15 protein-coding genes are annotated in these 16,242 nt (G+C 40.5%); 3 read left to right on the top strand and 12 right to left on the bottom strand.

What is annotated here, in order from left to right:
• Positions 1-89 precede the first annotated feature (89 nt).
• The 9 genes from hisIE to hisG form a co-directional block, all read right to left on the bottom strand.
• On the bottom strand, positions 90-710 hold the full coding sequence (hisIE, locus tag QZ562_RS13945; RefSeq protein WP_293761209.1) for a bifunctional phosphoribosyl-AMP cyclohydrolase/phosphoribosyl-ATP diphosphatase HisIE: 621 nt from the start codon (positions 708-710) through the stop codon (positions 90-92).
• Positions 711-905: 195 nt separating this feature from the next.
• The gene (gene hisF / locus QZ562_RS13940; RefSeq protein ID WP_293761206.1) at positions 906-1,679 is read right to left on the bottom strand and encodes an imidazole glycerol phosphate synthase subunit HisF; all 774 of its coding nucleotides are present in this window, start codon (positions 1,677-1,679) and stop codon (positions 906-908) included.
• A 150-nt stretch (positions 1,680-1,829) separates the two neighbouring features.
• Positions 1,830-2,828, bottom strand: coding sequence for a branched-chain amino acid aminotransferase (locus tag QZ562_RS13935; RefSeq protein ID WP_293761203.1), 999 nt, complete (start codon positions 2,826-2,828; stop codon positions 1,830-1,832).
• 70 nt (positions 2,829-2,898) lie between these two features.
• Positions 2,899-3,639, bottom strand: coding sequence for a 1-(5-phosphoribosyl)-5-[(5-phosphoribosylamino)methylideneamino]imidazole-4-carboxamide isomerase (gene hisA, locus QZ562_RS13930; protein ID WP_293761200.1), 741 nt, complete (start codon positions 3,637-3,639; stop codon positions 2,899-2,901).
• A gap of 51 nt (positions 3,640-3,690) precedes the next feature.
• On the bottom strand, positions 3,691-4,296 hold the full coding sequence (gene hisH / locus QZ562_RS13925; RefSeq protein WP_293761197.1) for an imidazole glycerol phosphate synthase subunit HisH: 606 nt from the start codon (positions 4,294-4,296) through the stop codon (positions 3,691-3,693).
• A gap of 2 nt (positions 4,297-4,298) precedes the next feature.
• Positions 4,299-5,369 carry a bifunctional histidinol-phosphatase/imidazoleglycerol-phosphate dehydratase HisB gene (gene hisB, locus QZ562_RS13920; protein WP_293761194.1) on the bottom strand — a complete coding sequence of 357 codons (1,071 nt, stop codon included), beginning with the start codon at positions 5,367-5,369 and terminating at the stop codon, positions 4,299-4,301.
• Positions 5,366-6,463 (bottom strand): histidinol-phosphate transaminase, encoded by a 1,098-nt coding sequence (hisC, locus tag QZ562_RS13915; protein ID WP_293761191.1) that lies wholly within the window; start codon positions 6,461-6,463, stop codon positions 5,366-5,368. Before hisC ends, hisB begins: the two co-directional genes overlap by 4 nt.
• Complete coding sequence (gene hisD / locus QZ562_RS13910; RefSeq protein ID WP_293761188.1) at positions 6,460-7,770, bottom strand: histidinol dehydrogenase; 1,311 nt, start codon at positions 7,768-7,770, stop codon at positions 6,460-6,462. Before hisD ends, hisC begins: the two co-directional genes overlap by 4 nt.
• 34 nt (positions 7,771-7,804) lie before the next feature.
• A complete protein-coding gene (gene hisG, locus QZ562_RS13905; protein ID WP_293761185.1) occupies positions 7,805-8,704 on the bottom strand; it encodes an ATP phosphoribosyltransferase in 900 nt (299 codons plus the stop codon).
• 419 nt (positions 8,705-9,123) lie between these two features.
• Here hisG and QZ562_RS13900 point away from each other — a divergent pair, with 419 nt between their 5' ends.
• Positions 9,124-9,396: a hypothetical protein gene (locus QZ562_RS13900; RefSeq protein ID WP_293761182.1), complete on the top strand. Its 273-nt coding sequence runs from the start codon at positions 9,124-9,126 to the stop codon at positions 9,394-9,396.
• Between the two features lie 309 nt (positions 9,397-9,705).
• Here the strand turns inward: QZ562_RS13900 and QZ562_RS13895 are convergent, their stop codons facing one another.
• Positions 9,706-10,221, bottom strand: coding sequence for a peptide-methionine (S)-S-oxide reductase (locus tag QZ562_RS13895; RefSeq protein WP_293761179.1), 516 nt, complete (start codon positions 10,219-10,221; stop codon positions 9,706-9,708).
• A 408-nt stretch (positions 10,222-10,629) separates the two neighbouring features.
• Here QZ562_RS13895 and QZ562_RS13890 point away from each other — a divergent pair, with 408 nt between their 5' ends.
• Together QZ562_RS13890 and QZ562_RS13885 are read left to right on the top strand one after the other, a co-directional pair.
• Positions 10,630-12,489 (top strand): TonB-dependent receptor, encoded by a 1,860-nt coding sequence (locus QZ562_RS13890; RefSeq protein WP_293761177.1) that lies wholly within the window; start codon positions 10,630-10,632, stop codon positions 12,487-12,489.
• A gap of 176 nt (positions 12,490-12,665) precedes the next feature.
• Positions 12,666-13,532 (top strand): EamA family transporter, encoded by an 867-nt coding sequence (locus QZ562_RS13885; protein WP_293761174.1) that lies wholly within the window; start codon positions 12,666-12,668, stop codon positions 13,530-13,532.
• A 279-nt stretch (positions 13,533-13,811) separates the two neighbouring features.
• Here the strand turns inward: QZ562_RS13885 and QZ562_RS13880 are convergent, their stop codons facing one another.
• Both QZ562_RS13880 and QZ562_RS13875 read right to left on the bottom strand, forming a co-directional pair.
• Positions 13,812-14,651, bottom strand: a complete 840-nt coding sequence (locus QZ562_RS13880) for an MBL fold metallo-hydrolase (RefSeq protein ID WP_293761171.1) — start codon at positions 14,649-14,651, stop codon at positions 13,812-13,814.
• A gap of 187 nt (positions 14,652-14,838) precedes the next feature.
• Positions 14,839-16,242: proline--tRNA ligase (locus QZ562_RS13875; protein ID WP_293761168.1), on the bottom strand; the 1,404-nt coding region annotated here is incomplete at its 5' end.

Here is a 16,242-nt window from a genome sequence, read left to right as displayed (position 1 = left end):
CTGTTGAGATGTCTAAATTGATACTTATTTTTAAACTGATTATTTATCCCTTCACGTTGCATGAAGGAATAAATAATAGTGGTAGGAAGCTATTTTAAATGACGTGCTTTTAATACATTGATGACATCAGATAAATTCAAATCACTAGCTTGTAGTAATACTATTAAGTGATACAACAAATCTGCAGACTCATTTTTTAATTCTTCTAAGTCCTTTACGGTCGCCGCTAATGCTGTTTCGACGCCTTCTTCACCGACCTTCTGAGCTATGCGCTTGATACCTTTGCTATAAAGATGTGCGGTGTAACTAGAATCAGGACTGGCGCCTTTACGTGAGGCAATCACACTTTCTAACTCAGCAATAAAACTGATATCAGCGGATTGGCTATCTGCCCAACATGTTTCTGTACCTTTATGGCATGTAGGCCCAATTGGATTGACCAAAGCAAGTAAAGAATCGTCGTCGCAGTCACTAGTTATTTCGACTAAGTTTAAACTATTCCCAGACTCTTCACCCTTAGTCCACAACCGTTGTTTTGAACGACTAAAAAAAGTCACCAAACCGGTATCTAAGGTTTTATCTAACGCCTCTTGGTTCATAAAACCCTGCATCAACATTTTACCACTGACTGCATTTTGAACGATACAAGGGATCAAGTTTTCCATCTTATCCCAAGCCAGTTTTGCCACATTTTCTTTTGTAATAATCATCTTAATCTCTAATGTAAATAAGCTTTGAGCTAAAAGCTAACCGCTGTGTGAGAATAGCTGTGTCGCCTTAAGAATAGCAATTACTATCTATTTAGGCTTTTCATTAAACCACCCAGTATAAGAGCGATTTTGTTTATTTCTTCTATTTTTACTGCGCTAATAACTTTTGCTGAAAGTTCGTCGCTCGAAGCGGCTTTAATCTCTAATTACTATATTCTGTGTACGCAAATAAGTTTTTAATACAGGTATTGGGATAATGCCTTTATGGAATACCGATGCGGCTAATGCGCCATCTACGTCAGCTTGTTCAAATACGTCTCTAAAGTGCTCAGACTCGCCTGCACCACCTGATGCAATTAAGGGTACAAAACATTTTTTCCGAATAATAGTCAGTTGTTGGATGTCGTAACCTTTGCGAACACCATCTTGGTTCATACAATTAAGAACAATTTCACCTGCACCACGTTGTTGAACTTCTTTGACCCAATCAACGGTTTCCCAAGCGGTGACTTGAGTGCGCGTCTCGTCACCCGTGTATTGATGAACTTGGTATTTACCTGTTTCTTCATTGTAAAAGCTGTCGATACCTACTACGACACATTGTTGGCCAAAGGTGTCGTGTAAGCGGGTAATTAATTCAGGATCAGCAAGAGCCGGAGAGTTGATAGATATTTTGTCAGCTCCCATTTCTAATATTTTACCCGCTTCTTCAATTGTTTTAATACCGCCTGCGACACAAAAGGGAATATCGATGACTTGAGCAATACGGGTCACCCAGCTTTTATCCACAACACGTTGGTCACTGGATGCTGTGATGTCATAAAACACCAACTCGTCTGCACCTTGCTCAGCATACTGTTGTGCTAAAGGCACTATATCACCAATGATTTCGTGATTACGAAACTTCACACCCTTAACAACCTTGCCATCTTTGACATCTAAGCAAGGGATAATACGTCTAGCTAACATAAAAAAAACCTATAAAAAAGCTATGGAGTTCAGTTTCAATATTCGAATTAAAACTTAAAATAAAACTGGCATCAGCACTTCTAGTATTTGTTATGCTGATCTACTTAGTTTGGATTATGAGGTGCCTGGCATCATAGCTTATAGCTGCAATTACCCTACCCTAGTCAACCAATTGTGTTTGTCCGGTGCATTGCCCCACTGAATATCGTTCAGTACTTGACGTAGCTTTTGAGTCGTCGGGCCATGTTCACCTGAGCCTACTGGATGCTCTTTACCATTATGAATTAGCATGCCTACAGATGTAAGAACTGCTGCAGTGCCTGATAAAGCTGCTTCGACATTAGGTTTAGCAGCTCTTTCTAATAATTCATCAACGGTTAATTGGGTCTCTGTAACTTTCATACCTAAGTCTGCGGCTAAGGTTAAGATTGAGTTGCGGGTAACACCATGTAAAAAGGTTTGGTCCAATGCTTTAGTAATAATTTCATTACCGTCAATCAGTAAAAAATTAGCTGCGCCTGTTTCTTGTACATCTCCATTTGGGCAAAATAAAATCTGATCCGCTTGAACATCACGTTTTGCAGCTAAAATGGGACCCAGTGCACTGGCATAATTACCACCACTTTTGATCATGCCCATATGTGGAGAACAGCGCATACCCGTTTCGTCGAGTAACACTCTAAGAGGTTTGGCACCGCCTGCAAAGTAGTCACCGACTGGAGAAATTAGCACATATAACATCGAACTAGCGCTAGGTGCAGCTGCTTTGCCTATTGCTGCTTCTGTCCCTATGTGTGTGGGACGGATATACATAGAGCCCGGTGGCTCTGGAATATCAGCGCTGTATTGCTCAACAATATCTAGAATCATTTTTGAAATTTGCGTTGGCTCAATATCTGGCAACGACAACAAACGACTGCTTTGTTCAAAACGTGCAAGGTTCTGATCCATTCTGAAAACATGGACACTGCCATCAGTATGTTTGAAGGCCTTCAATCCTTCGAAACAGGTGCTGGAGTAATGTAAAACATGAGCACCGGGATGTAATTGAATGCTGTTAGATGCAACAATTTTTGCTTCGCTCCATTGCTCATTTTCAAAGGTAGTGAACGCCATACGAGGCATAAACACTGTACCAAAAGCCGCCATGATAATTTCCTAATTTGTTGTTATGTATGAATGTTGCCGAGCTTACCTAGTATGTGTTGCTAAACATCTTCTATTGGGCTGTATTCCAACATTCAATTGCTTGTTCTACTGTGAATTTACCTTCCAATAGTGCACGGCCTAAGATGACTCCACTTACTTTGGTAGGTTTAAGCACTGCGATATCGTTAAGATTACCAATACCACCGGATGCTTGCCAACCTACACTAGGAAATTGTTGAGTCATTTCAGTGTAAAGTTGATGATTTGCCCCTTGCAAGGTGCCGTCGCGACTGATGTCAGTGCAAAGTACGTGTTTAGCACCCACAGATAAAAAATCTTTTAGTAATGTTTCAATAGACACACCTGAATTTTCTTGCCAGCCGTGGGTGGCAATAAATTTGTTGCCTGACTCGTCAATGTTAATATCAAGTGCTAACACGATGGCGTCGGCGCCGTATTTTTTGACCCAGCCTTTCACCAATTCAGGCTCTTTGACCGCTAATGAACCGATAACCACACGTTTTACGCCGATGTCTAACAGCTGTTTAACATCCTCTTCGCTGCGAATACCACCGCCTGCTTGAAAAAGCATACGACCAGTGGCAACCATCTTGCTAATAAGATTGAGTTGACGTTTGCTAGTGTCTTTAGCACCGGTTAAATCAACAATATGTAACCACTGAGCTCCTTGGTCGGCATAATTATGGACGACATCGATAGGGTCTAGTTTGTATTCAGTTTTTTGTTCGTAGTCACCCTGGTATAAGCGAACTACTGAGCCTTCAATTAAATCTATTGCGGGGATGATCATATATGTACTTATTAACCTTTTTTTATGACTCTGCTTTGTATCATACGGTTTTTATAAATCGATAAAGTTTTTTAAAAGCTGTGCACCCGCATCGCTTGAGCGTTCTGGGTGAAATTGCACTCCAAAAAAGTTGTCCAGGTAGATAGCAGCAGAAAAATCCATTCCATACTGACAACTTGCCATTGTCAAATCTGAAACTGCAACAGCAAAGCTGTGAACAAAATAAAAGTAACTACCCACATCGATTCCTTTAAATAAAGGCGCATTATCTATTGGTGTGACCGTATTCCAGCCCATATGCGGTAAGCGTAAATCACCTACTTGCATACGTTTCACTTGCCCTGGCATAAGGCCTAAACAAGGAGTGTTATCGGCAAGGCTTTCTTCTGATTTTTCCACCATTAATTGCATACCTAGACATATGCCAAGTACAGGTTGAGTGAGGCCTTGAATACAGCTGATAAGTTGTTTTTTCTTGATGCTGGCCATGGCAGCATTAGCACTGCCTACACCCGGTAAAAACACTTTGTCTGCTTGTTGAATAACGGCTAAATCATCACTTACGGTAACTTGTTTACCTAAGCGCTCAACCGCAAATTTAACCGATGAAATATTCGCGCAGCCAGTATTTACAATGACAATTTGTTGCGAGGTCATGTTTACAAGGCACCCTTAGTGCTAGGCAACGCTTCACCTTGTTTGTGGATCGCTTGGCGCAATGCGCGTCCAAATACTTTAAATAAACTTTCAACTTGATGATGGGCATTGCCTTCGGTAGTTGAAATGTGCATTGATAGACCCATCGATTGTGCCATGGAGTAAAAAAAATGTGGCACCATTTCTGTAGCCATTTCGCCTACTTTTTCACGACTGAATTTAGCATCGAACTTCAGGTGTGGGCGATTAGAAATATCCATAATACACTCAGCGCGACATTCGTCCATGGGTAAAGCAAAACCAAAACGGCCAATACCGCGTTTATCGCCTAATGCTTTTTTAAGGGCTTCGCCAAGTGCAAGGGCTGTATCTTCTACGCTGTGGTGATCGTCTATATGTAAATCGCCATCTACAATAAGGGTCAGTTCAAAACCGGCATGGGTAGCTACTTGATCAAGCATATGGTCGAAAAACCCAAGGCCTGTGTGGATAGTGGATTTTGCACTTGAGTCTAAATCTACCGTAACGTTGATATTAGTTTCAGATGTTTTACGTACCACATGTGCTACACGAGCTGAGGCCAACAAATGCTTTTCAATTGCTTGCCAATTGTTATTGTCGCGATGGTATTTAATACCAACGATACCCATGTTTTCAGCTAGCTGAATATCGGTATCGCGGTCGCCAATGACAAATGAACGAGTGAAATCAATTTTACCTTGTTGCAAATAATCCTTAACTAAACCTAGTTTAGGTTTGCGACAAGCACAGTTATCAGTGGCAAAGTGAGGGCAAATCAATACGTCATCAAAGGTCACACCTTGACCACCAAAAAATTCCATCATTTTGTTGTGGGCCAAGTCAAAATCGGCTTGTGGAAAGCTTTCTGTTCCTAAACCATCTTGGTTTGAAACCATGACTAGACGAAAACCATTTTGTTGTAACTTGAGCAACACAGGAAGAACTTGTGGTTCGAAGACTAACTTTTCTAGGTTATCAAGTTGTTTATCGATGGCAGGCTCTTCAACTAAAGTACCGTCACGGTCGATAAAAAGAATAGGTTGCTGGCTCATGCTAATTCTCTCTGTTGTGTAAAAAAGCGTACCATTAATGCTAGCAGTTTTTCATTTTGTTGTTGGGTGCCAAGCGTTATACGCAGGCAATTATCTAAACTAACTTGTTTAGATTGATCACGGATGAGTACTGAATTTTTTACTAAAAAGTCCATTAACGCTGGTTTTTGTGGGTGACGAAACAATATAAAATTAGCGTTATCGCTGCCGATTAATTCTAGCCCAGGTAATTGACTTAGCTTTTGTTTAACCCATAATTTTTGGCCCTGCAAATAATCAACTTGTTCAGACATTTGCTGAAGCCCTTTTGGGCTGAGCGCCTGTGCAGCTATCTGTGCTACGGGTTCTGGCATAGGGTAGGGTGCAATCACCTTCATAATGCTCTGTATTACGTCACTATTGGCTAAAGTGAAACCGCAACGCAAGCCTGCCAATGCAAACGCCTTGGATAAAGTGCGAAGTATCACTAGGTTGGGATACGCGGCTAATTCAGTTGCCCATGTGTTGCTGGCATCAAACTCAATATACGCTTCGTCGACAACAACTAAAGCCGTGTCGGCAAAGTGTTCTAAAACTTGTTGAAGCTGAGCTTTGCCAATAGATGTCCCTGTTGGGTTATTAGGGGAACAAATGAATACTAGATTTACTTTATTTTGGTGAGCATTAATAGCAGGCAAGTCTAAGGAAAAATCAGTATTTAGCGGTACTCTCTCAATACCTACATTACAAGTCTCAGCACTGATGGCATACATGCCATAAGTGGGGGGACAAATTAAGATGCTGTCCTTGCCCGGTGTGCAAAATGTGCGGATCAATAATTCAATGCCTTCGTCAGCACCGCGACTTACCAATAACTGGTTGGCTTGCACACCTGCGTACTTTGCATAAGGTACTAATACACTTTGGGGCTGGCAATCTGGATAACGGTTAAAGTGTGCAGTCTCAATATTAAAATCATTAGCAAAAGGTGACTCATTAGCGTTTAGCCAAGTTTCACTTTCGCTATCGCCGCCAGCAAAAATTCGCCTAGCTGATTCATAAGGCTTTAATGCTTTGAGATTTTCGCAGATTAACTTGCCCACTAAATCACTCATGATTCTTCATTTTGTAAGTATTCAGCGTTTAATCTAAGTGCAACAGCTTGCCTGTGAGCATCCAAACCCTCTGCATCAGCTAGATCCATAATCGCATTGCCAATATTTTTTAAACCTTGGTAGCTCAACTCTTGAACTGTGTAGCGACGCATAAAATCAGCCAAGCCCAAGCTAGAATAATTACGAGCGTAGCCATAAGTAGGTAACACGTGGTTGGTGCCACTTGCATAATCTCCAGCAGACTCTGGCGACCATTGACCAACAAATATCGACCCTGCATTGGTTAGCTTGTTCAAGCTATCTCGGGCGTTTTCAACTTGCACAATAAGGTGTTCTGGCGCATAGGCATTACTCACTTCATAGGCTTGTTCTATGGTGTTTGTCAAAATGTAACGGCTGTGTTGTACTGCTTTTTCAGCGATAGTTTGGCGACTTAATGTTTTTAGTTGAAGCGTGACCTGATGTTTAACCGCTTTGATTAATTCGTCACTGCTGGACACTAATACAGCCTGAGAGTCAGTACCATGCTCGGCTTGCGACAGTAAATCAGCAGCAACAAATACCGGATTAGCATGCTCATCAGCAATGACTAACACCTCGGAAGGTCCTGCTGGCATGTCAATCGCAGGACCTGCTGGGATAAGGCTGACCTGTTGTTTGGCTTCAGTAACATAACTATTGCCGGGGCCAAAAATTTTGTCGACTTTGATAATACTTTCAGTACCCAGTGCCAAAGCTGCAATCGCTTGTGCTCCGCCGACTAAATAAATTTCGTCAATGCCACATAAGCTAGCTGCATAGAGGATTTCAACCGCAACTTTGCCTTTTTTGTTGGGCGGTGTGCAAATAACTTTTCTAGCACAACCCGCAACTTGAGCGGTAGCGCCCAACATTAAAACGGTTGAAGGTAGCGGAGCTGTTCCACCGGGAATATATAAACCAACGGATGCTAAAGGCGCATGTTTAAGTTCACAAACTACACCCGGGGTAGTTTCAACGACAACATCTTCGGGGTATTGAGCTTGGTGGAAAGCTTTTATGTTGGCATAGGCTTGATCTATTGCCCATTTAACTTCAGGTTTGATCTGGCCAGCAAAGCTGCTGAGTGACTCATCATTAAACCTTATGCTGTCTAACTTTACGCCATCAAAACGCTCAGTAAAAGCCAACAAGGCTTTATCGCCTTGCTGCTTAACTTGCTCGATAATATCAGTTACTGTGTTGCTCAAAGCTTGACTATCGGCAAGCGCAGGTCTGCTAAGTAATTTAGCTTGTTCAGTTGGGTTCAGTTGTGCCCATATTTGCATGACTATTTAGCCTCTTACTAATTTTGATTTTGCCTTAAGACATCATCTTTTCAATCGGCATCACCAGGATCGAACTACAACCCAATGCTTTGAGTTTTTCCATCGTTTCCCAAAACAGAGTTTCAGGACTTACCACGTGAATAGCGACTGTTTCATCTCTACCAGCAAGTGGCAAAACGGTGGGGGTTTCAGAACCTGGTAATAAACTTTTAACTTGTTCTAAATAAGCTTTTGGCGCATGTAACATGATGTACTTGCTTTCCTTGGCTTGGGTTATGCCATCCATACGTGGCAGCATTCTACTGATCAGTGCTTGTTTGGCTTCTGACATTTCTCCGCCGCGCTGAATGAATACCGCTTTTGATCTAAATATTTCATCCACTTCTTGCAAACCATTGGCTTCAAGTGTTGCACCAGTTGATACTAAGTCGCATATGGCATCTGCTAAACCAGCACGAGGGGCAACTTCGACCGAGCCAGTTAACATTACTGTACTCGCGTTAATGTTTTTTTCTTTGAAAAAACGTTCCAATAAAAAAGGATAAGTCGTAGCAACTTTTTTGTCTTGTAACGACTCTAATCCTTGGTAATCCATTTCATTAGGTACTGCAATAGACAAACGGCAACCGCCATAATCTAGACGTCTAAGCTCGATATATTCAGATTTTTTGCCTGCGGCTTGTCGTTCTAGCATCTTCTCTTCTACTTCGTTTTGGCCGATAAAGCCCAAATCAACCACCTCATCCATCACTAAACCTGGGATGTCGTCGTCACGTACCAGTAATAAATCTATAGGCTGGTTAGTAGAATGAGCAATCAACAACCGGTCGCGAATTTGCAATTTAATGCCAATGGCTTTTAATAAAGAAATGCTGTCGTCACTCAATCTTCCTGATTTTTGTACAGCGATACGTAATCTATTGTTATCAATCATGTTTATTCTAATCCTATTAAAAAATTTATTACTTAACGTGCAGCTTATTAGTAGTTTTACCGGCCTAAAGAGCGACCTAAAAGAAAAACCCCCGAAAGATGCCTTCCGGGGGTTTAGAGTGTGTCTGCGCCGCTAGAAGGGTTCAATAGACCTCCCAGCAAATACCTGAAAGGCTATGCTATATGAAGATGGACGACTGCTTTCAAGGTGGTATTCATAATTTATTTCTTTGTATGCAGCGTTTTAGTGGCGCATACATTATGCAATCGACCCGATTAATGCAACAATATTTCTTGAGAAAACCGTCGCTTTCTTAAAATTAAATCAACTATGTTAGTCTACAAACACGCTATTGAATGTTTTATGAACAAAGTTGTCAAATTTATTGATGACCTATATTTATCAAACAGAGAAAAATTATGTCACCTGACCTTTTATTTTCAATTTTACCTCGAGAGGGCAAGGTACCTATTGCACATGATAGCCAGAAAGTTGCAAAAATTGACAGGCAAGAAGTGTTGCGCGCTTTAAGTGATAAAGAGAAGGAATTAAAAGGTGAGGAAAAAGACGCCAGAGAAAAGCAGCAACAGCAAAATGAGCGTAAACCTGACCATAAAAAAGTTATTAAGGAAAGCAACGTATCCAAACACAAGAAACCGAAAGGGCCCAAGCATTTAGATGTTTATGTTTAAGCTATTTTCAAGTAACTCTTTGTAGCTGCCTTTTTGTAACTATTTTTGTAGCTGTATTTTATTAGTTAACCAAGATATATACGTTATCGGTTTTGTACGCTTACATTTAGCATCTTAGATTTTCTGCAGATATGACATTGTCAACGCCAAAATAGACTTTACCAAGGTCTAATTTTGCTAATTGCTAAAGCTCTAGTTGCGTTCAAAACATAACCATTTAAGAGCTTTCAGCTCACTAATGCATACTGCGTTAATAAATGGCTACTTTTAGAAGATGATTCTGATTTCTCTGGCTATGAGTACAAACAATTAATCCGACTTGTATTTATGCAAAACCTTTTGAGGAATATGGCAATAATCATTTGGAAAGCGAGTCAATCGTTCTTGATGTTCCTCTTCGCTTTTGACATAGTTGAAAAGTTGTAAAATTTCTACAACAATCTTATCTGCGTCGTTACGTTTTGCAATATGCTGAATAGCAATTTTTAGGTGGCTATCTAATTGACTGTATATACCGGTTCGGTATTTTTTTCCAACATCCAGCCCCTGTTTGTTGATGCTGTAGGGGTCAATAATTTCAAAAAAGTACTCTATAAGTTTATCAACACTGACGGCGTTTGTGTCGAAGGTTACTTTTACGCACTCCGCGTAACCATCATAATTACTTTTGGTTGTATCGCTCGAGCCATTGGCTCGGCCAGCTTCCGTCAGTTCTACACCAGGTAAATGTTTTATAAACTCTTGAACACCCCATAGGCAGCCGCCAGCAAAATAGACGACTTCTTGGTGGGTATTTGTATTCCTGTTATGTTGTTTTTTTTTCATGTATGAATTGTGTAAAAATTTTAAGGTTGAACGGCCGCCCCATTAATTTTTGGCAATTGCCAATTTGAAATGTGTATTTTTAGCGATGAAAACATAAAAATGACTACTGCATTTGCATTATCAGTCGCATTTTAAAGAAAGTTATTTTATGAATTCTGGACACATTATAACTGCGAATGATTACCATGTGTAATGTGTCTCGGTATAATATATAATGGTCACTATTACATATCAACCATCCAACATATTATATTGTTGTAGATGAGTTTGGTTGTTCCAGCCTTTTTAAACCGTCCCATGGCCGCAGTCGAAGGAATTACTCCCCCAGTTAGTCTGAATCGATGATGAGCGCTAATTAATTGCTCTTATTTTATCGATTGAGCAAATTGCCCAAAAGAGAACATTAAAATGCCCCGAGTTGTACAAACTAATTTGTTTGCTTTGTTATGCAGCATAGTAACTTTTTCAGCAGTATCTGGCGATGCAAATGAAGTTAATAATGATATTGAAAAAATTATGGTAAAAGGCTCTACGACTGCTAACAAAGAGCCTGTTGGAACCTTCGTTTCGTTGGTTTCAAACCTAGAATACGATCCGCGTGTTGATTTGCAGTCACGAAATATGGCTGAAGCTCAAGCCGATGTGACAATCCGTGGTGGTATTTTTGAAAATACAGGGTTTAGGGTGGGAAGTGCGACGTTACTTGACCCTCAAACCGGTCATTACTTCTCAGAAATTCCTATCGCTCCGGAAATGTTGAGTAAGGCTAATATAATGACTGGAGCAGATAATGCTCTCTACGGTGTGAATAGTTCTGTGGGTACCGTTTCTTTTGGCTGGAAACCGGTTAAAACTGCAGGTAGTGTTTCGATTGGCACAGGTAATAACAGTTTTAATCTACACAGAGTTCACAGTGGTGTCAGTATGCCACTAGATAATGCAAAGGATTGGATTATCGGTTTTGAGGGTGAATACTCCTTCTCTGAAAGTGACGGTACTATCGACAATGGCGATCACGATTTTAATCGTACCTCTGCTCGTGTTCAACTCGTGGGTCCATCATCACAAACTGATCTGTTTTTTGGCTCTCAAGATAAGTTCTTCGGCTGGCCGAATATGTATACACCTTTTAATTTCAATGAGACGGAAGATCTTAAAACACAATTATTTATGTTAAATCATACACAGAGTTATGCGTCAGATAGTATATTCGAGATTTCCGCTTACACCCGCCGTCACAACGACCATTATATTTTTTCTCGTGAAAACCCAGAAATATTTCAGGCCTTCCACAAAACTGAAGTTAAGTCAGTCGCTTTTTCTGGTCGTCATGAGCAAACAGAATCGTTTGCACTGAATTATTCGGCACAGTTTATCGAAGACTCCATCGAATCCACCTCACTTGAAAACAACTTTACGTCTCGTCGTTATTATAAGGCGAGTATCCTGCCTGAATATAAAATGAGTTTGAAAGATGAGCAACAGCTAACTTTTCGTTTGGGAGCTGCCTTTGACGATACTGACCGAGATGACTCTGAAGTTTCATTGATTGGTGATATAGCCTGGATCACCTTCAACAGCGACGACTCCACTCAGACTCTTTATCTTTCTTATGCAGAGGCGAGTCAAGTGGCGGGTTACACGGCTATCGGCGGCAGTAATACGGGAGGGTTGTTCAGAAGTAATTATAATCTTGAACGAGAAACAACTAAAAATTTAGAATTAGGTTTAGCATTCGACGGACTAACTTGGAGTCTTGATAGTGCCGTTTTTTATCGTAAGGATGATGACTTAACCGATTGGACCTATAGCTTGAGTTCGACATCGGCTCGTTCCGCTAATCCAGTGGATATTGAAACATTGGGTTGGGAACTACTCGCGACCACTCGTTTGGCAAACGCAGAGATTATCACTAGTTATACATTCCTCGATAAATCTGAAGACTATGGCGCCGTGGATATCGATGCTAGCTTTTACGCATTGAACTACCCAGACCATCGCCTAACGTTTGGTGCCATTTGGCAATTTACTGACAACGTTGAAATCCGCGTCGATAACGAGTGGCGCAGACAGGAACAAAACATTCTACGAAACGATGGCGACGATGCTTTTTTCACTCATCTTACTTTAAAAGTCTCTCCTTCCCAATTCCAAGGTTTGGATATCATTTTTGCTGCGGACAATCTTTGGGATGAGTCTTTTGAAGAGATCCCTGGAACACCAGGACGGGGAGAACAGTACACAGCCACTGTTACTTATAACTGGTAAAAGTTAATGCTGCCATGTTGCTCAAATTCAGGCGCCCATTTGTTAGTTAGTCATCGTGAGCAGCTAAGATTTGGGCTGAAAGAACTTTATTATGCATTACTTATTCATAGTTTGAGTAATGAAGTGGTATCTGAACAATACATACCAATTAAAATTAATTATGTGAGGTTTTTTGAATGATCTATTTGTTGATCACAACACTTATCTGGGCTTTTTCCTTTGGGCTCATTGGTAACACGCTTAAAGGTATCGACCCTCTTCAAATAGCTGATACTCGCCTGCTGCTTGCACTTTTGATTTTTATTCCGTTTATAAAACTCTGTCACACCAGTTGGCAGGAAAAATGGCAACTCACGCTTATTGGTGCCGTTCAGTTTGGCGTTATGTACATTTGTTATCTTTCAGCTTTTCGTTTTCTGCCATCACATCTGGTCGCGTTATTTAGTGTGCTTACACCACTTTATATCGTCATTATCAACGATCTTCGTCAGCATTGTTTTACCCCTTGGTATTTGTTGGCCACCCTGCTTTCTGTTTTTGGCGCCGCGGTTATAAAAATGGACAATGGTGACTCAAACGATATTTGGTTAGGGTTTGGCCTTATGCAAATATCTAATATGGCTTTTGCTTTTGGACAAGTCTATTATCGTGATTGGAAGAGGGCTAGACCTCACATCAGTCATGGCGCAGTATTTGGGTTTTTATATCTAGGAGCCGCCGCTTTTACTAGCATTGCTACTTTGTTAATTTCTCAGCAGCCACCCATTCCATTTAGTGCAACGCCAACTCAGTGGCTCGTCCTCGTTTATCTTGGAGTGGTTGCATCTGGGCTTGGTTTCTTTTTTTGGAATAAAGGTGCAACCCAAACGAGCGTAGGCGTGCTTGCAACATCTAATAATGCTGTCGTACCAATGGCTATGTTTGCCTCCTTGTTTATTTTTGGTGAAGCCAACGGAGGAACAATGGAAGAACTTGTAAGGCTTACACTCGGTTCGTTGTTGATTGTAGTGGCTTTGTTGATAGCAAAGCGCAGGGCAACGTGACAAAAAATAGCGAATTGAAGATTAATTCCTCACTTTTGAGTAAAACTTTTGAGTAAAGTTGACATGTCCAGAGTGCTATTGATATTGGGGATGTTATTAGGTAATTTATATTGACCTCATGTTTTTAAATGTGTTTTACAGGATTTTTCGAGTGATTACTGAAAAGTGGTGACTTACCTAACGGTATACCATCCACTACAGATAACATTGACAAGTTATTATTGAAGCGTTAGACAATATTATTATTGGAAATAAAAAATACCCTTACAAAAACTACTTCTATAGTTTAAGAGTCAAACCTTCCGCTGCGGCAAAAAGTTCTAAGTCTGCACCGCAAATTTCAATTATCTCATGGCAATGACTTTCTATGTTTGTAATTTCATCATCTGTACGAATGTGGTCGTGGCTGTATAGGGCCATTCGTTTTGCTCGACTACCCATTGCTAATTTCACCGCTTCCTCGGCTACTGAATGACCCCATCCTAGCTTAGTAGGCATATCGGCAATCATATATTGAGCATCATGAATAATTAAATCTGCGTTACGGCTAAAATCTACCCAGTCTAAAAAGTCAGTGTTTTTTTTGTAGGGAGGGTATAACTCGTTATCAGTAATGTAAGCGACTTTTTTGCCATCAGCTTCTATACAAAACGAACTACCGCTGCCAGGATGATTCATTGCCAAGCGACTAATTTTTGCTTCACCAACTTTCCAATTATTGACCTCTTTGGGTTGTGACATAATTTGAATATTAGATGGTAATGTTTTGTAATCTACCGGGAAGTAGCTGCCACTCATTTGCTCAAGAATCGCATAGTCTGCGTTTAAACTTGTCTGACCAGGTGTAATAAATATATTTCGGTCAGGTTGATAAATAGGCGCAAAGAAAGGAAAGCCTTGGATATGATCCCAGTGGTTGTGAGAGAGTAAAAGGTGAATGTCGTCATTTTTTTTTATTAGCTCTTGACCCAGATTTTTTATACCTGTGCCAGCATCTAAAATAATATCGGTTCCATCATCTAAACAAACATGTACACAAGCTGTATTGCCACCATATTTGATAAAATTAGGACCGGGAGCAGGGCAGGAGCCGCGTACACCGAAGAAGGTCACTTGCATTGAAGGTCTCTTTATAAGCTACTTGCATTTATCATATTAGATTTTACCACTGAAAATGAACTATTTAGTATAAAATCATGAGCAAAGGTATGTAAGGATATAAGTTGATATGATGTCGTTTTATATAATCAAAAAGCACCTCTAAGGTGCTTTTTGATTAAGGTGCTTTTTGATGTTTATTAAAGACTTATAAGTGAACAATAAATTCGACTAATTGCTCAATTTCAACCAGCTTTTTTTCACCGCTACGACGATTTTTCACTTCTACTTTATTTTCGTCAAGGTTACGCTCACCTATCACTATTGTGTGAGGTATACCAACAAGCTCCATATCATTGAACATGACGCCCGGACGTTCTTTTCTATCATCAAATAATACTTCAACACCTGCTTCAGTTAATTGAGCATATAAAGATTCGGCTATTTCTTCAACGCGTGGTGATTTGTGCATATTCATCGGAACAATGGCCACTCTAAAAGGTGCGATAGCGTCAGGCCAGATGATCCCATATTTATCATGGTTTTGCTCAACTGCTGCAGCTACTATGCGAGATACACCAATACCATAACAGCCCATATTTAGTATTTTGTGTTTTCCATTTTCGTCTAAAACACCGCAGTTCATGGCCTGTGAGTATTTATCGCCTAGTTGAAATATGTGGCCTACTTCGATACCACGTTTAATTTCTAGAGTACCTTTTCCGTCTGGCGATACATCACCTGTTATTACATTACGAATATCCGCAATTTCAAATTCAGCTGTATCTCTTGACCAATTTGTACCTGTATAGTGAAAACCCTCTTCATTAGCCCCACAGACAAAGTCAGCTAGATGAGCGGCACTAGCATCAACGATTACTGGTATTGTGATGCCAACCGGTCCAAGTGAACCGATGGTACAGTGCAGCGTATCTTCTATCTGTTGTTCACTTGCCATGGTAAGCGGTGTAAATACACCAGCGAGTTTTTCCGCTTTGACTTCGTTAAGTTGGTGATCACCACGCAATACTAATGCAACTAATCCATGTTTGCCTTTTTTGTCTGGTTCAGCTAATACAATAAGCGTTTTAACCGATTGTCCAGCAGCCACCCCTAAAAATGCTGAAACTGCTTCGATGGTTTTTTGTTGTGGCGTAGCAACTTTTTCTAAGTTTTGAGTACCTAAAGGGCACTCACCAGTTGGCGCTAGGGCACTCGCCATTTCAATGTTGGCAGCATAGTCAGAGCCATTACTAAACGCTATATCATCTTCGCCTGATTCTGCTAATACATGAAATTCATGAGAGGCATTACCACCAATAGAGCCGTTATCAGCAATTACTGGACGAAAATCTAAACCAACACGTTCAAAAATATTGCAATAGGTTTGATACATGTTTTGGTATGTCGTTTCTAAGCAGCTTTGATCGATGTGAAATGAATAGGCATCTTTCATGATGAATTCTCGGCTGCGCATAATGCCAAATCTAGGGCGGATTTCGTCCCGGAATTTGGTTTGTACTTGATATAAGTTAAGCGGTAGTTGTTTGTAGCTGTTCACTTCGTTTTTGACTAATGTGGTGATAACTTCTTCATGAGTTGGGCCTAAAAC

The sequence above is a fragment of the uncultured Paraglaciecola sp. genome (assembly GCF_913058035.1).
Lineage (GTDB): Bacteria > Pseudomonadota > Gammaproteobacteria > Enterobacterales > Alteromonadaceae > Paraglaciecola.
The sequence above is the reverse complement of the archived record's forward strand: the minus strand, read 5'-3'. Positions and strand labels throughout refer to the sequence as shown.

Bases quoted from the DNA above. Each gene is read 5' to 3' on its own strand.
- hisIE (WP_293761209.1), bottom strand. From the start codon at position 710: ATGATTATTACAAAAGAAAATGTGGCAAAACTGGCTTGGGATAAGATG.
- hisF (WP_293761206.1), bottom strand. From the start codon at position 1,679: ATGTTAGCTAGACGTATTATCCCTTGCTTAGATGTCAAAGATGGCAAG.
- QZ562_RS13935 (WP_293761203.1), bottom strand. From the start codon at position 2,828: ATGGCGGCTTTTGGTACAGTGTTTATGCCTCGTATGGCGTTCACTACC.
- hisA (WP_293761200.1), bottom strand. From the start codon at position 3,639: ATGATCATCCCCGCAATAGATTTAATTGAAGGCTCAGTAGTTCGCTTA.
- hisH (WP_293761197.1), bottom strand. From the start codon at position 4,296: ATGACCTCGCAACAAATTGTCATTGTAAATACTGGCTGCGCGAATATT.
- hisB (WP_293761194.1), bottom strand. From the start codon at position 5,369: ATGAGCCAGCAACCTATTCTTTTTATCGACCGTGACGGTACTTTAGTT.
- hisC (WP_293761191.1), bottom strand. From the start codon at position 6,463: ATGAGTGATTTAGTGGGCAAGTTAATCTGCGAAAATCTCAAAGCATTA.
- hisD (WP_293761188.1), bottom strand. From the start codon at position 7,770: ATGCAAATATGGGCACAACTGAACCCAACTGAACAAGCTAAATTACTT.
- hisG (WP_293761185.1), bottom strand. From the start codon at position 8,704: ATGATTGATAACAATAGATTACGTATCGCTGTACAAAAATCAGGAAGA.
- QZ562_RS13900 (WP_293761182.1), top strand. From the start codon at position 9,124: ATGTCACCTGACCTTTTATTTTCAATTTTACCTCGAGAGGGCAAGGTA.
- QZ562_RS13895 (WP_293761179.1), bottom strand. From the start codon at position 10,221: ATGAAAAAAAAACAACATAACAGGAATACAAATACCCACCAAGAAGTC.
- QZ562_RS13890 (WP_293761177.1), top strand. From the start codon at position 10,630: ATGCCCCGAGTTGTACAAACTAATTTGTTTGCTTTGTTATGCAGCATA.
- QZ562_RS13885 (WP_293761174.1), top strand. From the start codon at position 12,666: ATGATCTATTTGTTGATCACAACACTTATCTGGGCTTTTTCCTTTGGG.
- QZ562_RS13880 (WP_293761171.1), bottom strand. From the start codon at position 14,651: ATGCAAGTGACCTTCTTCGGTGTACGCGGCTCCTGCCCTGCTCCCGGT.